Annotated in this window: 13 protein-coding genes and 1 pseudogene; 9 read left to right on the forward strand and 5 right to left on the reverse strand. The window is 35.1% G+C overall.

The features are described from left to right. Positions 1 to 239: 239 nt before the first annotated feature. A complete protein-coding gene (locus RM573_RS14845) occupies positions 240 to 587 on the forward strand; it encodes a hypothetical protein (RefSeq protein WP_311583779.1) in 348 nt (115 codons plus the stop codon). Between the two features lie 23 nt (positions 588 to 610). On the opposite strand, the gene truC is transcribed toward RM573_RS14845, so the two are convergent. Beyond that, on the reverse strand, positions 611 to 1375 hold the full coding sequence (truC, locus tag RM573_RS14850; RefSeq protein ID WP_311583781.1) for a tRNA pseudouridine(65) synthase TruC: 765 nt from the start codon (positions 1373 to 1375) through the stop codon (positions 611 to 613). A 74-nt stretch (positions 1376 to 1449) separates the two neighbouring features. On the opposite strand from truC, the gene RM573_RS14855 reads away from it, so the two are divergent. From RM573_RS14855 to RM573_RS14865, 3 genes are all read left to right on the forward strand, one after another. After that, a complete protein-coding gene (locus RM573_RS14855) occupies positions 1450 to 2478 on the forward strand; it encodes a DUF3549 family protein (RefSeq protein ID WP_311583783.1) in 1029 nt (342 codons plus the stop codon). Positions 2479 to 2483: 5 nt separating this feature from the next. Next, the gene (locus RM573_RS14860; protein WP_311583785.1) at positions 2484 to 2783 is read left to right on the forward strand and encodes a DUF3301 domain-containing protein; all 300 of its coding nucleotides are present in this window, start codon (positions 2484 to 2486) and stop codon (positions 2781 to 2783) included. A 752-nt stretch (positions 2784 to 3535) separates the two neighbouring features. Further along, the gene (locus tag RM573_RS14865; protein WP_311583787.1) at positions 3536 to 4657 is read left to right on the forward strand and encodes a hypothetical protein; all 1122 of its coding nucleotides are present in this window, start codon (positions 3536 to 3538) and stop codon (positions 4655 to 4657) included. 983 nt (positions 4658 to 5640) lie between these two features. Here RM573_RS14865 and RM573_RS14870 read toward each other — a convergent pair. Further along, positions 5641 to 7710: a winged helix-turn-helix domain-containing protein gene (locus tag RM573_RS14870; protein ID WP_311583789.1), complete on the reverse strand. Its 2070-nt coding sequence runs from the start codon at positions 7708 to 7710 to the stop codon at positions 5641 to 5643. Positions 7711 to 7870: 160 nt separating this feature from the next. Between RM573_RS14870 and RM573_RS14875 the strand changes: the two genes are divergently transcribed. The 4 genes from RM573_RS14875 to RM573_RS14890 all read left to right on the forward strand — a co-directional run bounded on the left by RM573_RS14875 (position 7871) and on the right by RM573_RS14890 (position 11995). Further along, positions 7871 to 9385, forward strand: a complete 1515-nt coding sequence (locus RM573_RS14875) for a serine hydrolase domain-containing protein (RefSeq protein WP_311583791.1) — start codon at positions 7871 to 7873, stop codon at positions 9383 to 9385. A 67-nt stretch (positions 9386 to 9452) separates the two neighbouring features. Beyond that, on the forward strand, positions 9453 to 10205 hold the full coding sequence (locus RM573_RS14880) for a type 1 glutamine amidotransferase domain-containing protein (protein ID WP_311583793.1): 753 nt from the start codon (positions 9453 to 9455) through the stop codon (positions 10203 to 10205). Positions 10206 to 10608: 403 nt separating this feature from the next. Beyond that, on the forward strand, positions 10609 to 10797 hold the full coding sequence (locus RM573_RS14885) for a hypothetical protein (RefSeq protein ID WP_311583795.1): 189 nt from the start codon (positions 10609 to 10611) through the stop codon (positions 10795 to 10797). 505 nt (positions 10798 to 11302) lie between these two features. Then, the gene (locus RM573_RS14890; RefSeq protein ID WP_311583797.1) at positions 11303 to 11995 is read left to right on the forward strand and encodes a hypothetical protein; all 693 of its coding nucleotides are present in this window, start codon (positions 11303 to 11305) and stop codon (positions 11993 to 11995) included. Positions 11996 to 12013: 18 nt separating this feature from the next. Here the strand turns inward: RM573_RS14890 and RM573_RS14895 are convergent. Both RM573_RS14895 and RM573_RS14900 read right to left on the reverse strand, forming a co-directional pair. Further along, positions 12014 to 12127, reverse strand: a pseudogene (locus RM573_RS14895) (SDR family oxidoreductase); the annotation flags it as partial. A gap of 260 nt (positions 12128 to 12387) precedes the next feature. After that, a complete protein-coding gene (locus RM573_RS14900) occupies positions 12388 to 13026 on the reverse strand; it encodes a GNAT family N-acetyltransferase (protein ID WP_311583800.1) in 639 nt (212 codons plus the stop codon). Positions 13027 to 13251: 225 nt separating this feature from the next. On the opposite strand from RM573_RS14900, the gene RM573_RS14905 reads away from it, so the two are divergent. Next, entirely contained in the window at positions 13252 to 14052 is an 801-nt protein-coding gene (locus tag RM573_RS14905) for a hypothetical protein (RefSeq protein ID WP_311583802.1), read from the forward strand. A 229-nt stretch (positions 14053 to 14281) separates the two neighbouring features. On the opposite strand, the gene RM573_RS14910 is transcribed toward RM573_RS14905, so the two are convergent. Next, positions 14282 to 15349 carry a ketoacyl-ACP synthase III gene (locus RM573_RS14910; protein ID WP_311583804.1) on the reverse strand — a complete coding sequence of 356 codons (1068 nt, stop codon included), beginning with the start codon at positions 15347 to 15349 and terminating at the stop codon, positions 14282 to 14284. Positions 15350 to 15524: the final 175 nt, after the last annotated feature.

The raw sequence follows: 15524 nt of genomic DNA on the forward strand, positions 1-15524 counted from the left end.
CTCTGGTCAACATAACGCTAGTGTCGTGCTAGCGTTATTTTTTTGACACTTGTAAAATCAACTTCAACATCCGACTAAATTACCGTAGTTAAAATGAAAGTTGAATCAAACGCACCTAATTAATTTCATTTATTTTTCAGATAGCTAGCATTTAAACAAGACATAAATTTTGCTTTATTTTTATTTTGGCATACCGCTTGCGATGTCAGTAATGACATGAACAAATAATCGCGTGCTATATGAAAAAACTAACTTACTTAATACTATTTTCTGTACTATTTACTGCTATCGGTTGTAGCAGTACGAAAACGGTACAATACCAAGCCATTGAAAAAAAACCGTTAATCTCTGATCATTATTTGATGATGTCATTATTAAATAGACCGGTGACAGAAGATCAAAAACTAATGCTAGCTTTTGCACAAGTACAAGATAAATATCAACAGCAATTAGCGCCCGTTTTTGTTAATGCTGTGATGATAACAGGCAACAAAGCCGAACAACCTTCTCGTCAGCAACCAACCTCTATTTATAGCCATTTGATCGCTGAAGATATTAATGCCATTCGTATGAGTGGTCCTTATTAAACCATTTAAGATGAACTAATAAATCAAACTGACATTTCAATGTCTGCAAGCTTCCATGATAATTGCTCAAAAACACCTTGCCATTGTTGGTCAAATTGACAAGTAATAGTCAGCAGATTTTGATGAATGGGATGTGCAAACGATAACGATTTGGCAATTAGCATTAATCGTTTAAATCCGAAATACTGACTGAAAAATGGGTTTTGTTTGTTATCGCCATAATTTATATCGCCAATAATAGGATGACGCAAATGTGCTAAATGTCGGCGAATTTGATGTCTTCTTCCGGTTTCGGGTAATAATTTCAGCAAACTATATCGAACACTATCATATCGCCCTAATGGTATTGGCAATACTGCATGAGCAACGGCTTGATATTGAGTAATAGCACTTTGCGCCTCTTTATTTGGATTCACATTTTTATCACCTAATTTATCTAGCTTTTCTTTTAAGGGATAGTCAAGGGTATCCTCACCAAATAAGTGTCCCCTCGTTAATGCAAAATAAGTTTTTTGAATGGTTTTATCTGTAAAGGCTTGTCCCATAATTCGAGCGACTTCTTCGGTTAAAGCAAATAACAAAACACCGGACGTAGGTCTATCTAGTCGATGCAAGGGGTAAACATATTGACCAACCATGTCACGCACTAACTGTAAGGCGAAATATATCTCGTCTTTATCCATAAAACTGCGATGAACAAAAAGTCCAGGAGGTTTATCGATTGCGACTAGATATTCATCTTGATAAAGAATAGTTAACTCTGGCTTTTCAGTAATAATAGCGGACAATTTTTTCTTACGGTGATGGAGTTTAGTTTCTATTATCTCTATAATGCCGCCATTATTCGATAGTTAATTTACTTATGACGACCATTGCTTCTATTTCCGAACTTTTGACGCTTTCTAACTGCCAATTTCGTGTTTACGATCTAGGAAGAAAAATTGATAAACTATCAAAAGAAACATTCAATAAAGTAGAGCTAAATCAACTTCCCTATCCTTCTCCTTTTAAAGGTCATGCACATTTAGCTATTACATTTTGGCAAAAACAATCTCCACAACCCTTTTTATGGTTTGTGAAATTACCATTAGATGAGAGGGGTTTATTAAACCAAGGGGCAAGAAATCACTTTGTTGCAATTATTGCTGAAGCACTCGGCGCGGATTTATCAGTAGATCCCACCGAAAAGCAGGAAGAATTATTAAAGAGCAATCCTTATATATTTACTCCTTCACAATATAAATTAGCTATGTTAAATAGTTTAATTTCATTCGATTTGAAATCGCCACCCAGTCAACATTATCAAAGTTTTCAACGTTATTTAACCGATAAAAACTGGCAGCAATGGCGAACTATTGGTGTACAAGGTATCACGGATTTTGTCGCAAGAATTGGCGATAAAGAGCATGATGAATTAATCGCAAATTCATTAGCTGATCTTCCGTTTGAAGTATTGAGTCCATTATGTGGCGCCTTAGAAAATAAAACATTATCCTTATGTATTATTGAATCTTTACTTCACTTACTATCAAAGACTCCTTCGGATAACCTCGATAAACAACAAATGTTATTGCGTAGCTTAGCTTCATCCACTGAACATACGTTAGTAGATAACTATTTTCTTAATTTGTTAAATAAAGAACAATTAGACACTGATTTATTAATTTGCATCTCAGGTAGGTGTTGGGCAACGTTAAACAATGATAAACGTATTATGCTATTTTTAGAGCACTTAGCTGCTAAACAGGATTTCGAATTGTTTACCGCTATTTTTAAAGACTTAGTTGCGATACCTACTATTCGTCCTATTTTGTTTCAATGTATGAGAAGCACAGAACGTAGTGAAACGCTTTCAGTTGCGATTGGCCAACTGTTTACAGCACAAGGTTAAAACCAATGGAAAATATTTATATATTATTAGCAGTATGTTTGGCCTTTTGGTACTTCATTTATTTAAGAAAAGTCGCTGAATTTGCCCGTTTACATATTAATAAATACTGTCAAAAAGAAAAGTTGCAATATTTAAGTATTGCGAGAAAATCAAGTCGTTTACGTTTTAGTAAACGATTAGGCATTTATTGGCTCAGTATTTTTGAGTTTGAATTTAGTGGTGACGGTGAATCAATGTACACGGGAAAAGTGTCTTTAGAAAATTACAAATTACTAAATATTGAAATACCGGCTTATCGTATCTAGTAACGGGAGCTAAACCAAACAGCTTGTTGATTTTGTTAAAATTAAATTCACAAAAAGAAAAAGCGACAAGAGTCGCTTTTTCTTTTTGGTTAGGTACTTCCTGTGCCTTTATTCGCTCTGAGCCTTCCTGGCTTTAATTCCATTTACTTAGGTAAACTATTCCTTAGTTCAAACAATGGCCATATCCTTGATCCAACATCCTGTTGAACAATACATAATAAATATGTACTTTTATCCGTAATGAACATCCTGTTCGGCATTGTTTGGTAAAAACATCCTTTGTTTATTTTCCGTTATCAAATCAATTCCATTGATTGCTATTCTCGAGCTATACAAAGATAAAGACCATCCATTGCTTATCTTTGTCTTGGTTTTCCATAACCATTGTCTTCCTGACAAAATAAAGTGTAGCAACTACAACGCGATAGTTTAGTGAGTAAAAATAAAATAACCTTCATGCTATTATTGGACATAAGTTTAAATTACATTTTTATACTTAAAATTCAACAAATTAGATAACAACCACTAAAAATAGCTCACGAAACGATTTTATCTATCTTACAAAAAAAGTGACGATGTCTTACAAAAGAATTTACTAATTTCTTAATGAGACAAACAGGGATAATTTAACGATATAATCCCTGACATTTCTCATTAAAACGATTACCCTATTCCATTATGTAATCAAGTTTTGTTTAGATATCTCGTTTTCTATTGAAAGCGTAAAGTCAGTTTACTTCCTTGGAGATTTCGTGTTTTTTTTACAGTCATTATTTTGCTGGGTTGGTGCCGATAATCGGTATCGTTTTTCGCTTATTGTTGCTTTTAATCACTTATTTTTTATTGTATTCAGTGCCGTATTTCATACATCGTTTTTTCTCAGTTGTATAATCTTAATGTTATCGACAATTATTTTAACCTGCACAACTAAACGTCGACTTAACGATGCAAGGTTGACGAAAAACTGGCTTTATACTCCTGCTATTTCTTTTGCAATTATAGGCTTGATAATCATAAGCTTTAATTATCAGCCACTCTACTGGTTAACGCTTTTCCCTGCGGCATTATCTAGTATTTTATTAACCTATCCTAGCCAAAATAATAGCCAATACAACTACGGTTACTCGGGTCCTATTAACTTATCCCCAGTAAAAAATACAACAATTAGAAACCAAAGAATAGAGCCAACATTAACAAGTCAACATGTACACTTGAATGTCGAAAACACTACGAGTTTCAATCATCCCCCGACACAATCTTTTGAAGACTCATATTACAAAGATAAAGCAAGCGCAAATAACGCAGCTCAAGATATTGGTGAGCTTATTCGAGAAAAGTTATTAAACAATCATAATAGTAAATTCGTTATTTTAGGCTTACTAACGATTATAGTCATTGCCATGCTCACTAGCTTGATCCTCTCATTTTCATCAAAAAATCAAGAAACGACTAAGACAGGACAAGAATCACTAGTCGAAGAAAAATCTACACAAACTACAATAAATGAGCGCACCAATAAAGTCACTTTACCGGATGATTTTTCAATTATGACAACGCCATTTAATGGCTTAATTGTACATTGGCAAGCTGATAGTACTCACGAATTAAATCTATGGGATATTAGTCGAGCCACAGGTGATGATAGTTGCAAAAGCATCAGCTTTAATAATGACAATAGCTATCGAACAACAAAGGTTTACGTTGAAAATACTGATGAATATATTGCAGAGTTTTCTCCATTAGATACGCGAAAAATTTTGAAGGATATTGCTTTAAGAAGTAATTTTACTTTATGTGGATATTCTTTTTCGTTAAAAGGCAGTCAAGCTACATTAGGGAAAAGTAACTTTTATGCTGATTTATTAGCACAATAATATCTAACATTTAACAAGACGATAAAAATAAAAAATGCGGCTCAAAGAGCCGCATTTCTTTAACTAGCTTAATGCATCCTGCATAATTTAGTTTCCCGCTTTTTCATCCTTAAATGACTATCCTTAGTCTTTCCTTACTTAACAAATCCTTCGAAGTCCAAAAATCCATTTAAATAGCATCATCCTGAGCTATATTTGTCGTCCTTACGCGTTATCCTAACGCTCTTCCTTGACAAGTACATCCTTATAAAATCCTTTCGGTTTCTACCGATGACTTTATCCTTAAGTCTCCAATTATTATCCTTAATAAGCTAACCTAAGCTTGAGGACTCCCTGCCCTTTGTCTTCCTGACATGATTAATATTACGCAATATCTGAAATTTTCGTAGGGATAAAAATAAAATAAAATCACGTCGAAAAAACGTCTACAAGGAAATTAACAATTATCCCTTTATAAAACAAGTATTTACATACGTGATTTAACATACTTGTAACAATAAAGACATAATATCTTACGAGAATGTAGGAGATGTCTTACAAGGTATTAAGATACAGTCTTAACGTTCAGGGAATTCCCAATTGTGGATCATCAGAAATTATCACAATTCTTGAATCGTACTTCCTAAGTAGTAATTAAATTAATAGCAAATGAGCAGAGTTTCTGCGTTAGCAGTTGCCAGAAAATCATCAAGGAACGTCACAAAAGGCTATAAAATAATGGCAACTCAGTGCGCAATGCACAAGTAAGCTATTTTTGATTACTTAGGTCAGCCGATAGCCAACAGCTGACCTTAACCCTTGAGTTACTATAATCAGTTCAGCAGAGCCTAAAATCGACAAAATGCCTTTATGAAAGAAACCGCAACCTAATCTAAGACCTGGCCTCTGCTAGTTTATGAGGCTAAACCAATCTGTTAGCCGACTATCAGTTTCAAATACACGAGAAAGTTATATTTAACGAAAAATATCAAAACTCGTTTTATTTAATTACTAGAGAATACATCGAAATTTCGATTCTTCGTATAAGCATATACAAGTGACATTTTTGAAATATCAAATCTGGATGGTAATTGGTCTGCCAAAATATCAATTTTCTTAGTTTTTTCTGAATACCTTTTTATTGCGTTTTTTTGTCCTAATGCTAACCAGAACCATTGCTCACCATACTTCTTAATATTTAAAGAACGATGAGTAATTAAGGAAATATCATCAGTCGGAGTATTTGTATCTATCGTTCCATTTGGTCCTGATTTCACAATATTGTTTTGGTCTACCCAAATAGTGTTTCCAGAATTACTTGCATGCTGGACATATTTCCAATTAGGGGATTCAATTGATGAAATTTTACTCATTAAGTCATAAATGTGAACTTGCCATTTACCTTGTTTTTTCATGCTAAAACTAATTTGTTGATCTGTTTTGAACGATACAGCGCGCAGTTCCTGCTCTGGTAAAGGTAATTTGGTGACTATAAAATCAGATAAATTAACATAAAATATACTATTGATACCCAGCGCTATTAGCGCTTGGCCATTTGGAGAAAACTTCAAATCGAAGTAGTGATTTTGGTTATCAAAGTTAGTTAGCTTTAAGCGTTTTTCTGTCACAACATCATAAAGCCATATTTGTTCACTGCCTGTAGCTTCACTTATATAAGCTATTGTTTTACCGTTTGGAGAAAATGCTGGTAGCCTGTCACTAACACTAGCATTTGCAATAGTTTTGCTGTTCCCATTAATTAGATCTACAAGTTTAATATCTTTGTTATGCCTACCTGCAACATATAAATAGTCCTTGCCGTTACTATGTCTGTAGGGTCTTACGATTTGTTCACTGGCAGAAAAAATAATTTCTTTTTCCTTACCTGATAAATCATAGCTAGCCAATTGATATGATGGGAAACCATCCATAAGGACAATTCTGTCTCCTTGATGAGACCATATTCCGCAGCAAATATAAGCATTTTGCTTGAACAGTAAATTAAGTTTTTCACTATCTAAATCAAGAGAGTAAAACCCTACCCACTGCTTTTCATCAGGCGATGAAATGAGAAGCTTGTTTTCTGTTGGGTGGAGATCAAATTGACTATTTCCTGCCAGATGAATACTCGGCTGATTTAATCGTGTTTTTATTTTGGTTTTAAGATTTAACTCAAATAATTCATAGGGTGTACCAGCCCCTTTATTTTCTGAAAATACAACTGTATTCTTATCGTGGGTATACGACATCCCCCCATAACTTCCTGTATTACAAGTATAAATCAATTCTGGCTCTTCTAATTGCAGACCATTGACGGCTCTAGTGTAGTATTGGCAAGTATTGACACTAGTTACCAAGTAAACTATTTCTTTACCGTCTGGGCTCCAACTCGCAGGACCAACATCTACATCATTACTATGTTGCACATATACTTTCTCATGACTTTTTAAACTTTTGATGACAAGGTTAATTTGGTTGTCTGATGTAATCGACATATAGCTAATTCTAGCTCCATCAGGAGAAATCGAAGGTTGAACTTCATTACCGGCATCAGTGGTAAGAACAATTGAACCTGAAATTTTAATGTCATTATCTATTGTTAGCTCAGAACTAGGTTTTTCTTGAACAAATAGTAACCAAGAACAAAATACAGCAATGAACAGAAAAGTTGTTAGTAACAAAAGTTTGTGATTACTTTTTCTAATTATTTCGCTGCTTCGATCAGCATGTATTTCGATCAAAGGTTGTTTTTCTTTATAATCAGCTAAAGGTTTAACATTAGCGATAAACTTGTAACCTTTTTTTGGAAAAGTAGCGATAAAGTTAGGCTTTCTTGCATCATCTAGAAATACTTTCCTGAGCTTTGTGATAATCCTAGTCACAGCATTATCGGAAACAATGCGCCCTTGCCATACATATTCAATTAGTCGGTCTTTACTAATGATTTCATTCGGATGCTGACAAAAGTAAACTAAAAGCTCTACCATCATAGGTTCTAACTGGCTCGAACTATTCTCAGATAGCAAAGTCTGCTTTTCGTCACAAAAAATATAATGATTAATTTGCCAACGCATATAAAATATTTTAACAAAGGTAAGTATCTGAAAATTAACATACATCCTCCGTTTAGTCACATGAAATCATAACAAATCACAAGATTGTCACGACTTATTTTCACCATTCCCTTAACTTCTTTTCACAATCTAAATTTATTGAACTAAAAAGCAGGTAACTATGAATAAAGCGTCTTATCTATTGGCCTTTGCAGCTTCTATTTCTCTAACGTCATATTCTGTAAGCGGTACAAAAAGTGAAGCGACATTAAGGGCTGCGAGTGTTTGTTTTTCAACTAACTCAAGTGCAGATATTAAAGCTCAATTTGAAAACGGTATCGTGTCGAAAACGCTATTCACTAACAAAGAGGAATCTTTATCTAGCATTGAAGAACGGTTAGAAGATCTTAATATTCCATCCCTTTCATTAGCAGTAATGAACGATGGTGTTATCGAGTGGTCTGCTATTTATAAGTCCCCATCAAACAAAGCGTTAATAGATTGTAATACACGTTATCAAGTGGCTTCATTATCAAAGCCTGTTACTGTCATGGCTGCGATTCGTATGCAATCAAATGGGCATATTGATTTAAATGAAAATATCGAAAACTATTTAAAGAGCTATAAACTGCCAAAAGGCAAGCAAACGAAGAGTGCGCCAATTACGATTAAAAATACACTAGATCACTCTTCGGGGATTAATTCTGGAGGTTTTTTAGGATATGAACAAGGGTCGCCTATACCATCCGATATTGAAATATTACAAGGTAGTAAGCATTCAAATTCAGCACCTTTATCTGTTGTTAGTAAACCTGGAGTGCAACTTGCTTATTCAGGAACAGCATATACGTTAGCTCAAGTTGCATTAAAGGATATATTCAAAAAAGATTTTTCCAGCATTATGGATAAATGGATCTTGACGCCGTTGGGGATGGAAAACTCCAGTTATCGTTCTCCTGATATATCTTCTATAAATCAACCAGACTCAAAAATACAGGAAATTTCAATTGCTAAAGGCCATGACTCTAATGGTAAAGAAATAGAAGGTGGTTGGAGAGTTCATCCTGAACTAGCCGCCGCTGGAATGTGGAGTAACGCCAATGATATGGCTACTTTTATGCTTGAAATATACAAAGGCTACCAAGGCAAGAGTACTTTGTTTTCTCAATCAGAGATAAAGCAAATGCTTGAAAATGAAAAAGATGGCCACGTTTATGGGTTTATTTTAAACCATGAAGGAGATGACATTACTCTCACCCATTTTGGCGGTAATGTGGGTTACCGAGCTGGCATGACTATTAGCTTAACAACGGGAGATGGCTTAGTTTATTTACTTAATTCTGACAATGGTGCAGCGTTAGGAAACCAATTAATGATGACCGCATCAAAACTGTACGATTGGTCCAGCTTTAAACAAATCATCAAAACCAAACGTGAAGCCAAGATAGAGATATTGAAGTCTCTAGTAGGTAATTACTTGTGGAACGAGCAACTAGCGTTATCCATTAGTTATGAAGATGAACATCAACAGATTTCACTACATTTCCCCAATGGTGATCAATATAAACTCACTCCTATTAAAGGAGTTGGTAAATCCTTTATACATCAAGATACTGCCACACTTGTCTCTTTTAACTCATGGGATAAAGAGACTGAATTTACTGTATATGGTCAACTAGCTGTAAGAATGAAATAACGCCAACACGCCTCGTTAATAATGAGCACGAATGACACCCGAAAGCAATTTACTAAAAGGAAAAAAGATGAAAACACTAACGGCGATAATACTAACATTACTGTTACTCACGACAAATGCGACAGCAGAGCCTAGAAAAAAAATATTAATAGTTGCCTCTAATATGATTGATATGGGCGATCCTGAAAAGCACGACGCAAGAAATAATTTATGGGAATTCGCTCCGCCGTATCATATTTTTGTTAGTCATGGATTTGATGTCGACTTTGTATCACCTCAAGGTGGAAAAGTGAATTTTATGATGGATCCATTAGGTATTAGTAGTTACACCATCAAGTATGAAGGTTTTCTAGAAAAAACGAACAGTTCATTATCGCCTGCTCAAACTGATCCAAATGACTACTGGGGAGTATTCATTGGTGGTGGTTACGGGGTTATGTTTGACGTTGCAGAAAATAAGGAAATACATTCGATTATAAGCCGGGTATATGAATCAGGTGGTATTGTCGGTGTCGGCGGTCATGGCTCAGCAGGTATCGTAAACGTAAAACTATCGAACGGTGAGTTTTTGGTGAAAGAAAAAAAAGTTGCCGGTTTTCCTAACTCTACCGAAAAATCTAAATCATGGGCAAAGCAAGGAACACTTTTGCCTTTTCTTATTGAAAGTCAGTTAAATAAAAATGGCGCTATCGCTCAGAATAAGAAAACACTAAAAGATAAACATGCAGTGGTAGTAGACCAACGAATCGTCTCAACAATGTTTTTGCCTCCAGCAGCACTCGTCGCAAAAGAAATGATTTTATTGAAAGAAGCTAAATAAAGCACGATGACGCAAGTAGCTCATGCTAATTAGCAATGCGCTCGATTGTTTATTTTAATTAAGTACAACAAGGAAACTGACTGTATGGTTAACCCACTAAAATATTAAACTTTTATAGTATCGTAATTACCAGTTTGATGTTAAACATCGATGCACACGGGCAGGTTGGTGGTAGTGCGGGCTACGACAGTTCTTTACGAGCAATTGAACCTAAAAATATACCTTTAATGCCGGACTTGCTGGTTTCTCTTCGCCTCAAATAGGTAGGCTAATAGTCGCGAGAAGCCAAGGAGTTTCACTTACTAGTATTTCACCAGACGGTGAATATATCGCTTATGTTTCAACTGTTACGGGCAAACAACAAATCTGGTTACAGTCTGTATCTGGAGGTCAATCCAAGCAATTGACTTTTGGTAATGGGGTAACTGACTATTTTTATTGGGCACCTAACGGTCATCAAATCCTTTATTCGTCTGACAACAATGGTAATGAACAGGAGTCATACTTTCTCTTAGATGTAGATGCTTTTTCCGAACGTGAAGTATTGCCTGCCGTCGCAGGTGGTTTTCTCATTCAGTCTCAAGTTATTTGAGGTAGAGCAATCGAATGTCAAAAGTTCTAAATAATATAATGGGTACAATTTTTATCAGTTTAGGGTTAAAACTGGCAACTGAGCAGCGTTAAAAAATATAACAAGAGGTTATGGTTTAAATAGCAATAATTTCACTTTTCTGAAGGTGTATTAAAGAGGCGAAGTCATAAAAACTAATGAGTCTAATGTCTGCAATCGTATCTTTATTAACATCTGGGCGATGTTAATTTGAATATTCTCTAGCTAGCCCAGCCTGTAGTGGTCTTTAGAGATTATTTTAATGAACATTTTGTGCCAAAAAGCAGAAGTTGCCGATAAGACCCAAACCATCACTCTAATCCTATTGATTTCAGGCAGGCTGCTTGGCAGTCATATTTGACCATGCACAAACCATTGTCGACACTTTGTACGTATTCGACCTAATATTTCAATTTATAACCAGATTAAACTACGTATTGTCGACAATGTGTGATTTAATAGCCTCACTTAGATATTGGAGGTAACTATGAGTGTTTATGATTTTTTTGGAACTGTTAATACTGTTTTTATTTTTGTAAGTTTGTATGGTGTCTTGTCGCAAGTAAGAACTATTTGGCGTAGGAAGAAAGAAGAGGTAGGTATTGGTTCTACAGAGTTATTATCTATTAATCAGTTTACTGTCAGTTACTTAGCGTATTTTTCATTTTTCATTTATGGTTACTCTATTGAGCCTTTTAATCATTACATTGTGTGGCCTCGTTTAATCGCAACTTTACTGGTAGGCGTTATTTTGTATGAAATATGGCTTGATAGAAAAACAAATGCATCTGCTTATGTCGTCTTAATTGCTTTAGTTTCTTTAATGTTAGGAATGGCGGGGCTGTTTTATGGTGATACATTTGTTGACGAAGGACGTTATGTGTCGACAATTATCATTCTCGTCATATCACTATTAATCGCGCAAGGTTATTATCATCAAATAAAGTTAATTATAAAATCTGGTGCTACAGGTGCAGTCGACTTAAAAATGAGTCAATTTATTTTTATGATGGATATTTCAACTATCGCCTTTGCTTTGAGTATGGGAATTGAAAACGGATGGCCATTAATGGTCCTTGCTATAACGAGTGGTATAACAAAAATAATCATAATGTATTTGTTCAAATGGGTTAAGTTAAGCCCTGTGGCTATAGAACGTAGAAAAGAATACAACAGTTAATATGATAAATCATATGATTTATTTTCCACCTGCAATGTCAATGAACGAGCCAGTGATAAAAGATGCTTCATTAGATAATAACCATACAATTTAGTTCGCAACTTCTTCGGGTGTTTTGCCACGTTGTAATAGTATTTGTGAACTTAACCGAAGGCTAAGGTCAACTTTCGTATCTTTGCTGACCTTACCGGATCTTTGACGAGTTACAAATTTTTTTGGTGTAATTTAAATGTTAATTTTTCTCATCGTGTAACGCATTTTTTATTATTTGTGATGAACGACAAAATTTATTGGCAATAAATCCATGAATAGATAAAAGAATGAGCTGAAAGGATAAAGTTAAATGAGGAATACCAATGCATAAAGCAAGTGTTCCTCATAAAACATAGGATTTATTTTCGATAATGTACCATTAGAGATCCAGAGACATTTCCTACGTCGACATTCTTTATAAATTCATAATCAACGGCTTTAAAAAATTCTTGATATTTTTTTGACGTTGCATAAACCGCGACCCCTTCACTTGTCGAATATTCATCAAGTAAGGTATTAACCGCAGCCATTAAATAATGGCCAAATCCATGGTGTTGATGTAAAGGATGAATCGCTATAAAAGAGAGAAAATGAAACTCCTTCATTGGAACAGCATCCAGTACCTTTTCTTCCTTTTCTATCATCTGTTTAGTGCTGAAATAACCAGCTCCGAGTAACATTTTTAATCGCCAATGCCAAAACCTGTCTGCTGCTACACCTGTCTGACGACTATTCAAACAAGCTACACCTACCATAGTGTCTCCTAGATATAAGCCAACAATGGGTTGCTCTGCTTGCCAAAATGCATTCAATTCTTCCCTAATAGAAGAACGCAAACGTTGCTCATAATCACTTTTCTCACTATTAAAAATTTCTAAAAAGACGGGATCATCATGATATGCTTGATAGAGCAAAGACACCGCAAGCTTAAGATCCTCGGCAGAAATATAAGCTGCTCTAATATCTTCTTTTGTTGCATTAGTTGCTGTTTGAGACATTCATTATCCTCTTATAGTTATGATATGAATTTTATTACCATAACAGGTTAATTAAAAAAAGGTCAAATTAGACACACTTTAATATACGTTTTATTCTGAACTAAATGACACTACTTTACTCTGAGGTTTAGACACATTTTTTAACGTAAATTTAATTGACCTGACAGGTAAAAATTTACACCATAAGTTAAATAATCTAAAACATACGAAAATAAGGGATCTTCTGTGGAACTACGCTTTTCATCTATCGTTATGATTACATCATTTTTCAGCCTATCAAGTTTCAATGCATACGCTGATGGACTCACTGATTTAAAATCAACCTTATTAAAATTTACCGGTGATACACCTATATCGGCTATCGTTGAGTCAGCTTATACAGAAAAACGAGGCAAGAAAAAAAAGCAGAAAACCAAGAAAGGTTTAATACAAGTTAATTTAAGTGAAGATAACCAAGGGTTAAAGCTTATTTACAGTAATGAAACCATCTCAAAGCTTGAACAAGAAGCCGAACAAAAAGAACATGATGATGAAGCAAACACCCCTACTTTAAATGCCGTTAATGGTGTAGGCGTAGCCGAAATGAGTACCATGTTATCAGCTGCTCCGAATTTATTGCGTACTTTAAAAAAAGCCACGTTTGTTAGTGAAGAAGTCGTAACACATAACGAGGAAAACGTTCGACAACTTAATTTCACCTTACCTTTAGAAGCAATCATAGATAACAAAGAAGTGCATGAATATGTGGATGAATTTAAAAGTGAATTTAACGTTTTAATTAATCAAAGCGGCACACCAATTCAATCATCCATTACTTTTGATGGTAGTGGCAGTGCCTATATTTTTTTCACCATGGACTTAACTCAAACCAATACGTTTACTTATAAAGAGATCAATAACCGATTAGTTAATATTAAGAAAACATTTAAAAGCAAACGCAGTTCTACCTGGGGGGATACAGAATCAGAAGGTTATAAAGTGTTAATTCCACATACCGAGAACTCAGTGTTAGCTGCTTTACACTAAACAAAGGTTGTCATTTATTGGCAACCACACTTTCTTTAACAATAATGGGCTATCCCATGTACAGAAAAGTCAAACTCACAGCATCTTTTCAACTTTTCTTTGAGTTGAGTTTTGTGATTCAGTTAACATAAACATTCCTCTTTATTATTTAATCTCATCTATAAAGACGGTTAAATAATAAAAAGGATGCATTGATTTTAGTTTATATAGTGATTTGCTAAAAATGACGCTACTTTTTACTGTTAATGATTTGCTCTACCAACTCAAGTCCGGATTGATTACACGCCGGCAATTCTATCTGAGAGGAACCAATAGGCGTTATTCGCTGACCAAATTTAATGATATGTGCACTCCAGGTTAATCCACCACCAAAAGCGGGTAAAAGAATATGGCTATTGGCTTTAACTCTTTTTTCTTCAATGGCTTCGACAAAAGCAACCAAAGCGGTGGCAGCAGACATATTGCCATATCGATGGATATTAATAAAAACATCACTTTTATCTAATGATAGTTTTTTGGCAAGCGAATCAATGATCCGCAAGTTAGCTTGATGAGGAACGACTAAATCGATGTCTTGTGAAGTAAAATTTAATTTCTTTAACGTCTTTTCACAACCTTGAGCCATGCCAGCAACCGCTTTCTTAAAAATTTCTTGGCCAAGAAAAGCCCAGGTTGCATCGCCCAGTACTCTTTCTTTATTGGCATATTTCATCCCCCAACCTTCAACGGCTAAAATATCACGCGATTCGCCAAAGCAACCTAACGACTCTGCTAATACTCCTTCTTCCTCATCACTTGCCTCAAGGTATAAGGCAGCCGCTCCATCACCAAATAACACAGCAACATCTCTATTACTCCAATCCATGATAGGCGAAATAGCTTCAGCGCCAATCACTAGCGCCGATTTAACCACGCCACTTTTAATCATAGCGGTTGCCGTCGTTAAACTATACATACCACTTGTACAAGCTGTATTTACGTCCATGCAAGCAGCATTTTTTGCGCCTAATAAACGCTGTACATTAGACGCAGCATTAGGACATAACTCATCAAATGTAGTACTACCAAAAACAATTAATTCAACATCTCCTGCTTCTTTACCTGCAGCCGCTAACGCTTTTTCGCATGCAACATAGGCAAGTTCACTCACTTGAACGTGGGAAATTCTCCGCTCTTTCATGCCTGTTCGAGAGGTGATCCACTCATCATTCGTTTCTAGAAATGTCGCTAAATCGTCATTTGATAAAACAGCTGGAGGTAAACATTTCCCCCAACCTTTAATTGCTGCATATGTCATAGATTACCTATTTAATTTTTTATCGCTGAACATTTATATCAGCTTACTGTTCGTACCAGTTATATTATCGCCAGCATAAAGCCTGTGAAACGTAATGTCTAGATTGAACAACCTTAGGCTTTTAATAAATTTTGACTATATTTAAGGTAGTTTAAACTTTATGTTAAGGAATTTA

Origin of the sequence: Thalassotalea castellviae (assembly GCF_031846185.1) — a bacterium.
GTDB lineage: Bacteria > Pseudomonadota > Gammaproteobacteria > Enterobacterales > Alteromonadaceae > Thalassotalea_H > Thalassotalea_H castellviae.